We start from the raw sequence: 7,496 nt of genomic DNA on the forward strand, positions 1-7,496 counted from the left end.
CCAGTATCTTTTATCGTGAGAGGCTTCTCCTTCGTCATTCATCGTAATTCTGAAAACGTCTCCCGCGTTTATCAACGGAGATATGACAGGATCCGTTTCGAAATTTTTTACAGTTGCTAAAACGCCTGTTGAGACATTGAAAGTCATTATTTTATATTCATCAATTCCCCAGATTATCTGATCGTTCTGATCGTCCCATCTGGGTTCGCTCAGGGGGCAGTGATTCAGAAAATTTGAGGCGGCATTGAAAGGTCTTGAGGAAGTGGAATAGACGTTCCAAAGAGCTTCGGGATCGAGTATTACGGCTGATTTTGAAATATTGAAAGGATCGAATCTCGAATATTCGTGCCTGCCCTTTATTCCGTCTATCTGAGTCGACCTGATTTGAATCGTTCCGAAATGATAATCTACTATGGTTTCGCCAACAGAAGGACAGGGTCTAGATATTAAATAGTGAGGCGCGTTTGTTCCCGACAAAGGATCCGGGACTTCTACGAATCTGAATGTGTCCGGATAATCTACAGCAAAAATTGAAATCGACGAGAAAATCAGGCAGAAGACAATAAAAGACTTCATAATGCCCTCCCGTTGCTGTAATATTTATAAAACGTCACCCCCCCGTCCCCGCTTATATTTCTTCTTTTTTCTTGTTTTATATCTTTTATATATAGGATTTGACAACGTTTATTTTCAAATTTTTCTTGCAATTGCTCTTTTTGATTTCTTTTCGTTTAAGAATTTATAGCTCTTGACATTATGCGAATATTTGCATATATACAATTTGTGAAATACGAAGAAGCTAAAACTCTCTCCGCAATACTCAAAGCACTTTCTCATCCTGTGCGAATTCTCATAATCTCGGAACTCAGAGAAAAAGACAAAACAGCCGGTGAACTCAACGGCATCGCTAAAATAGACCAGTCGGGTATATCGAGGCACCTTTCTCAACTCAAAGCCGCAGGAATAATTACGGACGCAAGAATCGGCAATCACATTTACTATCATCTTCAGAATTCGTGCATTCTAAAAGCTTTAGAATGTTCCATAGAAGTCCACAAAAACGTCCAGAAATGCAGTGTAAAGTTTTAACAGAGGAAAGAAAAAAATATGATTGACAGGAAAGAGATAAAAATATTCTTGCTTCTTACAGGAATGTTTTTACTGTTCTATTTTCTTCCAGTCTCAAATCAGAGGTTTCAGAGTGCCGTCATCCAGTCAACAATCCTAGTAAAATGGTACGCGAGAGAACACGTTCTTCTTTGCCTCATCCCCGCTTTTTTCATAGCCGGAGCAATAGCAGTATTTGTCAGCCAGAATGCCGTCATGAAATATTTCGGAGCCAAAGCCAACAAAATATTATCTTACGGAGTCGCTTCCGTCTCAGGTACAATCCTTGCCGTATGTTCGTGCACTGTCCTTCCTCTTTTCGGAAGCATATACATGAGAGGAGCGGGAATAGGCCCGGCCACCGCTTTTTTGTATTCAGGGCCTGCAATAAACGTCCTTGCCATAATTCTCACGGCGAGAATTTTGGGCGCTCCCCTGGGGATAGCAAGAGCCGCAGGCGCTGTCTCTTTCAGCGTTATCATAGGCCTTCTAATGCATGTTTTCTTTTATAAAGAGGAAAAAGCAAAAGAAAACAGTAAAGCAGAAGTATTCATGCCGGAAGACGACGAGAAAAAAAATCCTCTCTGGCAGATCGGACTTCAGTTCGCGGCCATGGTCGGAATTCTAGTCTTTGCTAATATCGCCGAGCCGAAGATACCTTCGGGTCCATGGTTTTTTATTTTCAGATTCAAATGGCATATCGTGGCTTTTTTATTTCTTTTCTTTTTGATGTTAGTCAAATTTATGTTCAAAGTAAAATTTATTTACATGTTGCTGTCATTGATCCCGCCATTTATCGCCTTTCTTGTTTTTTCTTCGAATCCTTTGGCTGTTTTTTCCACAGGGGTTTTATCAATAGTCATTTTGACGTTTACAAAAAACAAAGAGCTTTCAGCTTGGAGAGAACAGACCTGGGGTTTTGCCAAGCAGATATTGCCGCTCCTTCTAATAGGAGTTCTCGCCGCGGGATTTTTTTTAGGGACTTCGGAAAACAATGATTCCGGAATAATCCCGAACTCATGGATAGAAGCCCTTGTCGGAGACTCGCCATCAGCCCTTTTCACGCTTCTCGGAAAAGATCCGTCTTCTGCACCGGGGTTTCTCGTTTCTTTATGGCCCTTGTGGACGAATTTTTTTGCATCACTGGCAGGAGCTCTCATGTATTTCGCAACGCTCACTGAAGTTCCCATTCTCAAGGGACTGATAGACAGCGGTATGGGAAAAGGACCTTCTCTCTCCCTGCTTCTGGCCGGACCTGCACTTTCTCTGCCTAATATGCTCGTAATAAATTCAATTCTCGGAGCAAAAAAAACTCTTACGTTCATTTCTCTCGTTGTGGTTCTTTCAACCATTGCCGGCCTCGTTTTCGGAGCATTTTTCTAAAAAAAGGAGACCAAATGAAACTGATTCAGATACTCGGGACCGGATGCCCTAAGTGCAAACAACTGTATGCAAACACCGAAGAGGCTGTTAAATCATCGGGTATTGAGGCGAAAATAGAAAAGGTCGAAAAAATACAGGAAATTATGAAATTCAACGTAATGATAACTCCCGCTCTTGTCGTAGACGGAGTTGTAAAAAGCGCCGGAAAAGTTTTGAGCAAGGATGAAATCCTGAAAATAATTATATAACGGAGAATCCATGAAATTATTAATAAGAATCATTGTAATTACAGTTTTGGCGGCTTTGATTTTTCTCGCTATTATTTTCGGAAAAAACAGTGCACCAAATGCAAATCAACCTGATTCAGTTGAAGACTCTTCTTCCGTAAATCAGAACTCCCTGTCGGATTCCTTGCCTGTTCTGATAGAATTCGGCTCGTTATCCTGTGTTCCCTGCAAAATGATGGTTCCGGAGCTGGACAAGATGAGAAGCGTTTGCGCAGGAAAACTGAACGTTCTTTTCGTGGATGTCTATCAGAATCCTGAAGATGCAGACCGCAGAAACATCAGAGTCATACCCACGCAGGTCTTTCTGTCCGAAACGGGAGAAGAGCTTTTCAGACATCAGGGATTTTTTTCGGCTGAAGATATGCTTGATAAGTGGAAAGAGCTTGGTTACGTTTTCGAAGAGGAAAATTGAGCTTTTTACAGCCGCTGTTCACTTTTCTGACTAAAACTATGGAAGAGCCTTCATGGCTCTCACTCGTCTTCTCTTTTATCTGGGGAATCCTTAGCGTAATTTTAAGCCCCTGTCATCTGGCTGGAATACCTTTAATTGTGGGATTCATGTCGGGACAGGGAAAAGTCTCAAACAAGAAAGCACTCACGATTTCCATTTCATTCACCGCGGGACTGCTTCTCACTTTCGCAATAATCGGAATCTCAACTGCCGTGACCGGAAGAATGCTCGGAAACGCCGGCCCTCTCTTAAATTACATTGTAGCCGGAGTTTTTTTTCTGACGGGTCTCAATCTCCTCGGCATAATTCCTCTTCCATTTGCCGGCAGGGGAATGTCTGACATGAAGAAAAAAGGAGTTTTGGGCGCTCTTGTTCTCGGGCTCATTTTCGGAGCGGCTCTCGGCCCATGCACGTTCGCATTCATGGCTCCGGTATTGGGAGCCACGCTACAGGCGGCCAATATTAATTTTATACTCTCGGTTCTCATTCTCCTTTTCTTCGGTCTCGGACACGGTATGGTTTTTGTGTTTGCCGGAACAGCGTCTGAGATTATAGAAAATTATCTCAAATGGAACGAAAAGACAAAATCACTTACAGTTGTTAAATCCTTTTGCGGCGTATTGATAGTACTCGCAGGTCTGTGGATGGTGTATTCCGCACACTGATTTCTATGAATAAATTTCTCATTCTTTTGCTTTCACTTTTTTTATTATCGGATCTCATCGCCAATGATTCAGACCCGTCATGGTTTGAAAAATATTTTCCGTCTGATTCCTGGGAATCAAAAGCGGTGATTATGTATTTTCACAGAAACATAAGATGCATCGAATGCCTCGAAACAGAAGAGATTCTGAAGGTGTTTGCAGAAAAATTCAACATGGAAGAATCTTGCAGAGTCGTAGTATTTGTATCATTGAACCTGGACTCGCTGGAAAACATAATTTTTGGAAAAACCTCGGTTATCTCTCAAAACACTGTAATTTTGTCTGTCAAAAATTCTTCAGGAAACCTGATGCTTAAAACTTTTCAGGACGTTGTTCTATACCGAGACAGTTCAAATCATTTTTTGGACACTCTAGGTTCGAAGCTTAAGGAAATGTTAAATTAACTCATCCCTTTTTGTTTGAACTTTTCCTGCCAATTGTAACTGATGCAATTTCAGTACTGTCACCCTTCTCAATAAGTTCCAATTCCCCTAAAAATTCGACATTCGCGCCTTCCTCTATGAGCATTCCGCCCTTAATGACAACCTTGGCATTTTTCCCAAAAGATACATCCGCTCCTTTTTTAATAACAACGCTGGGTTTGTTCTCTTTCCTGCTGTCGAATTTTATCCTGTAAAGTGTTTTGCAGTGCGAGCATCTCAAGCGATTGAATTCTTCTTTTATGAAATCGGTTGATCCGCACTGGGTACATTGATATTTTTCTGTTTTCTTTTCAGTCATGGTGATTTTTCTCCTTAAATCCATTAATAGTTAAACGTCTTTTCCGAAAAGTAAAAACCACAGAGTTCCGGCTACGCCGAACAATGCGGCCGCGCTGAAATTTGCGTACGGGCTCACCTGCCACAAAAATGCTCCGCCGAACGCGGCAATAGACACAAACACGTCTCTTATAAGATAATACAAACCAAAGGAAGCGGCCTTTTGCCCTTCCGGTGAAAGTTCCATAATCAAAGCTTTTCTCGTCGGCTCGCCGAATTCCTTCATCCCTCTCAAAACAAAAGCCGCAGCGCATGCCCAAAAACTGGTTGAAAAGGACATGACAACAGGAAAAGCTGTGAATATTGCGAAAGTTGCCGCTACGAAAGGCTTTTTTCTGTTTCTGTCCGCGAAATACGCTACAGGTATGTATATTATCATCGCAGTCGCCATTTCCACAACCGTCAAAATTCCAAATTGAAAAGCGCTGATTGGGTCCGGAATCGTCTTCATCACCCAGATGACGACAAACGCGTAAGGTATCTGTTCACAAAAACGGACGAGTATATCGGACACGAGAAGAATTTTTAAAGATCTGTCCATTTTTCTGAGGAGTATAAAAGGACGGCTTTTCTGCTCATTTTTAAGCTCTTCTCTTTTATCTTCTATCAGCATTTGCTGGAATACAGCGGCGACGACAGCCATGAAGGCGGCGGCCACGAAAGCCATCCGCACTCCGTTAACTTCGCCCCAGCAGACTATGAAAAATCCTCCGATCAGCGGACCCAGAGCCATAGGTATCCTTCTGACCAGAGAATGCATGGAAACTCCCATAATTCTTTTGTTCTTCGGAAGGACGACAGATACGAGGCTCATCGAAGCGGGAAGTGAAATAGCCGTCCACGAAAGAAAAAGAACCGAACCGGCCAGGACCGAATACCATGTCGGGATCAGAATAACGACGGCAAATCCCGCGATTGTCATTATGTTGAAAACCAGGAGAGCACGTTTGAATCCTATTTTGTCAGAGAGATATCCGCCGGGCAGCGAGTAAAGAGCGGAGAGAAGGTTGTCCATTCCATTGAGGACGCCGACCGAGATAATCCCGCCGCCTAAAGCCAAAAGATATATCGGAAGAAATCTTTCAGCCATTTTCTCTCCTATGCCTACGAGTATGACCATAACGAGCATGCCGGTCATACTTTTGGAAAGACCGAGAAAAACGGCCGTCTTACGAAGTTCGATTTTCAATTACAATTTGCCGAATAAAGAGATCTTAATTTCTTCGAGAGGAGACTTTGCCTCCGACCACACTCTTTCAAGCGCTTTCATCATTTCATCCACCGTAAAGCCTTCTGAAACTGTTTTATTTCCCTCTTTCCCCATTTTGACGCGCTGTGTTGCGTCGTCAATGAGTTTAATAATTTTATCAGCCGAATCCTCCGGGTTGCCGGGTTCAGTGAGAAAACCGTTCGTCCCGTTCCGGACAATTTCCTTTGATCCGTCGACGGCTGTAACCACAACCGGTTTGCCGGCCGCCATTGCCTGAAGAACAACCTGAGGCAGTCCTTCCCACAGGGACACTAGCAGAAATATGTCCAAAGAACTCATCAGCTGAGGCACGTCGTTTCTCCATCCGAGAAATTTAAGTTTATCTGCTATATCAAGCTGACTTGCCAGCTTTTTCGATTCTGAAAAAAGAGGACCTCCTCCGGCGATGAAAAAAAACGAGTCGGGTCTTTTTTTTAGGACTATTCCGGCGGTTTTTACAAAATCGAGGGGCGCTTTCTGCGGCTTGAAGTTAGAAATACTCCCGACAATGATGCAATTTTCGGGAAATCCGAGTTTTCGCTTCAAAGACCGGTCGCATAAAATTCTGAAAGGTGTTAAATCAGTGACCGCTCTTGCGACTGCATATTTTTCCGGTTTCCCGATTTTATAGCCCATTCCTTTTTTTATATCCTCCTTAGTGACAACGACGAGTCTGCTGGTGAACAAAGAGGTCAATTTTTCAAACAAAACTGCCATGCCGAGAAAAAAAGGGTTTTGCCGCGGATTGAAACTCCAGCCGTGAACAGTGTGAACACAAGGGACTGATAAAAGAAGACACGCCCACCTGCCCAGCAGTCCAGCTTTCGAACTGTTCGTGTGGACGATGCAATCAAATTCGCTTTTTATTTTTTTCACTGTTTTGAGTATTTGCCAAAAAGCACAAATGTCTTCTGCTGGATTTATCTCCCTGGCCAAGCTTCTTGCTACAAACACTCTTCCCGGATATTCTTTCCGAGCCGAAGACATCAGCAGGCCGCCTCTGCCAGTTATGAGCACGGAATTTTTTTTGTTTTTCAGAATTTCAAGGACGGTCAGTTGAGCTCCGCCCTTTTCGAGCTTGGTGATTATCTGTACTATTTTCATTTACCGTATAAAAAAACGGTCATATCCATTGCGTCCCCAATGGATTCTTCCATCGAAGAATACTCCCACCTGCCGTACCTTCCGAGAGGAAAAATGGATTTTTCTTTGAAAAAAGAAAATATTCTGCGCAGAACTTTTTTTCTCTCAAAATCAAACAAAACGTATGCCGGGTCAATTTTTCTGGTCAGAATTTTTTCAGTTATGGATGAAGCGTCTATCAAGCCTGCTTTTTTGAGTTGACACAATACTCTTTGAGCAATTGCTTCTTCGTTCATTCTGGGAAGTTTCTTTGAGTCTCCGTATGAAATTTCGGCGTATATGGAATATTTTCCTTCCGGAGAGCCGTAAAAGTTAGATGAGCATCCTACTCTGTATGGAAGAAGGTTCTTTTGAGGCAGATAAACCCAATGATATTCAGGACTTTTCCCTTTC

Annotated in this window: 11 protein-coding genes; 6 read left to right on the forward strand and 5 right to left on the reverse strand. The window is 42.7% G+C overall.

What is annotated here, in order from left to right; all coding sequences use genetic code 11:
• Nucleotides 1-576 (reverse strand): hypothetical protein (locus tag JXL83_09160; protein MBN2364287.1); only part of this gene is annotated, 576 nt, incomplete at its 3' end.
• Between the two features lie 207 nt (nt 577-783).
• On the opposite strand from JXL83_09160, the gene JXL83_09165 reads away from it, so the two are divergent.
• From JXL83_09165 to JXL83_09190, 6 genes are read left to right on the forward strand one after another with little or no spacing between them, the layout of a single operon-like run.
• A complete protein-coding gene (locus JXL83_09165; protein ID MBN2364288.1) occupies nt 784-1,089 on the forward strand; it encodes a winged helix-turn-helix transcriptional regulator in 306 nt (101 codons plus the stop codon).
• 18 nt (nt 1,090-1,107) lie between these two features.
• A complete protein-coding gene (locus JXL83_09170) occupies nt 1,108-2,490 on the forward strand; it encodes a permease (protein ID MBN2364289.1) in 1,383 nt (460 codons plus the stop codon).
• A gap of 14 nt (nt 2,491-2,504) precedes the next feature.
• The gene (locus JXL83_09175; GenBank protein MBN2364290.1) at nt 2,505-2,738 is read left to right on the forward strand and encodes a TM0996/MTH895 family glutaredoxin-like protein; all 234 of its coding nucleotides are present in this window, start codon (nt 2,505-2,507) and stop codon (nt 2,736-2,738) included.
• 10 nt (nt 2,739-2,748) lie between these two features.
• Nucleotides 2,749-3,189: a thioredoxin family protein gene (locus tag JXL83_09180; protein ID MBN2364291.1), complete on the forward strand. Its 441-nt coding sequence runs from the start codon at nt 2,749-2,751 to the stop codon at nt 3,187-3,189.
• Complete coding sequence (locus tag JXL83_09185) at nt 3,186-3,893, forward strand: cytochrome C biogenesis protein (GenBank protein MBN2364292.1); 708 nt, start codon at nt 3,186-3,188, stop codon at nt 3,891-3,893. The genes JXL83_09180 and JXL83_09185 overlap by 4 nt, the downstream gene beginning before the upstream one ends.
• Before the next feature lie 5 nt (nt 3,894-3,898).
• Nucleotides 3,899-4,336, forward strand: coding sequence for a hypothetical protein (locus JXL83_09190; GenBank protein ID MBN2364293.1), 438 nt, complete (start codon nt 3,899-3,901; stop codon nt 4,334-4,336).
• 1 nt (nt 4,337) lies between these two features.
• Here the strand turns inward: JXL83_09190 and JXL83_09195 are convergent, their stop codons facing one another.
• The 4 genes from JXL83_09195 to JXL83_09210 all read right to left on the reverse strand — a co-directional run.
• The gene (locus tag JXL83_09195) at nt 4,338-4,673 is read right to left on the reverse strand and encodes a hypothetical protein (protein ID MBN2364294.1); all 336 of its coding nucleotides are present in this window, start codon (nt 4,671-4,673) and stop codon (nt 4,338-4,340) included.
• A 30-nt stretch (nt 4,674-4,703) separates the two neighbouring features.
• Complete coding sequence (locus JXL83_09200; GenBank protein ID MBN2364295.1) at nt 4,704-5,849, reverse strand: MFS transporter; 1,146 nt, start codon at nt 5,847-5,849, stop codon at nt 4,704-4,706.
• Between the two features lie 51 nt (nt 5,850-5,900).
• A complete protein-coding gene (locus tag JXL83_09205) occupies nt 5,901-7,064 on the reverse strand; it encodes a glycosyltransferase family 4 protein (protein MBN2364296.1) in 1,164 nt (387 codons plus the stop codon).
• On the reverse strand, nt 7,061-7,496 hold a 436-nt coding region (locus JXL83_09210; GenBank protein ID MBN2364297.1), incomplete at its 5' end, for a hypothetical protein. The genes JXL83_09210 and JXL83_09205, both read right to left, overlap by 4 nt.

It is taken from the genome of candidate division WOR-3 bacterium (assembly GCA_016934535.1).
Classification (GTDB): domain Bacteria; phylum SDB-A; class SDB-A; order SDB-A; family SDB-A; genus JAFGIG01.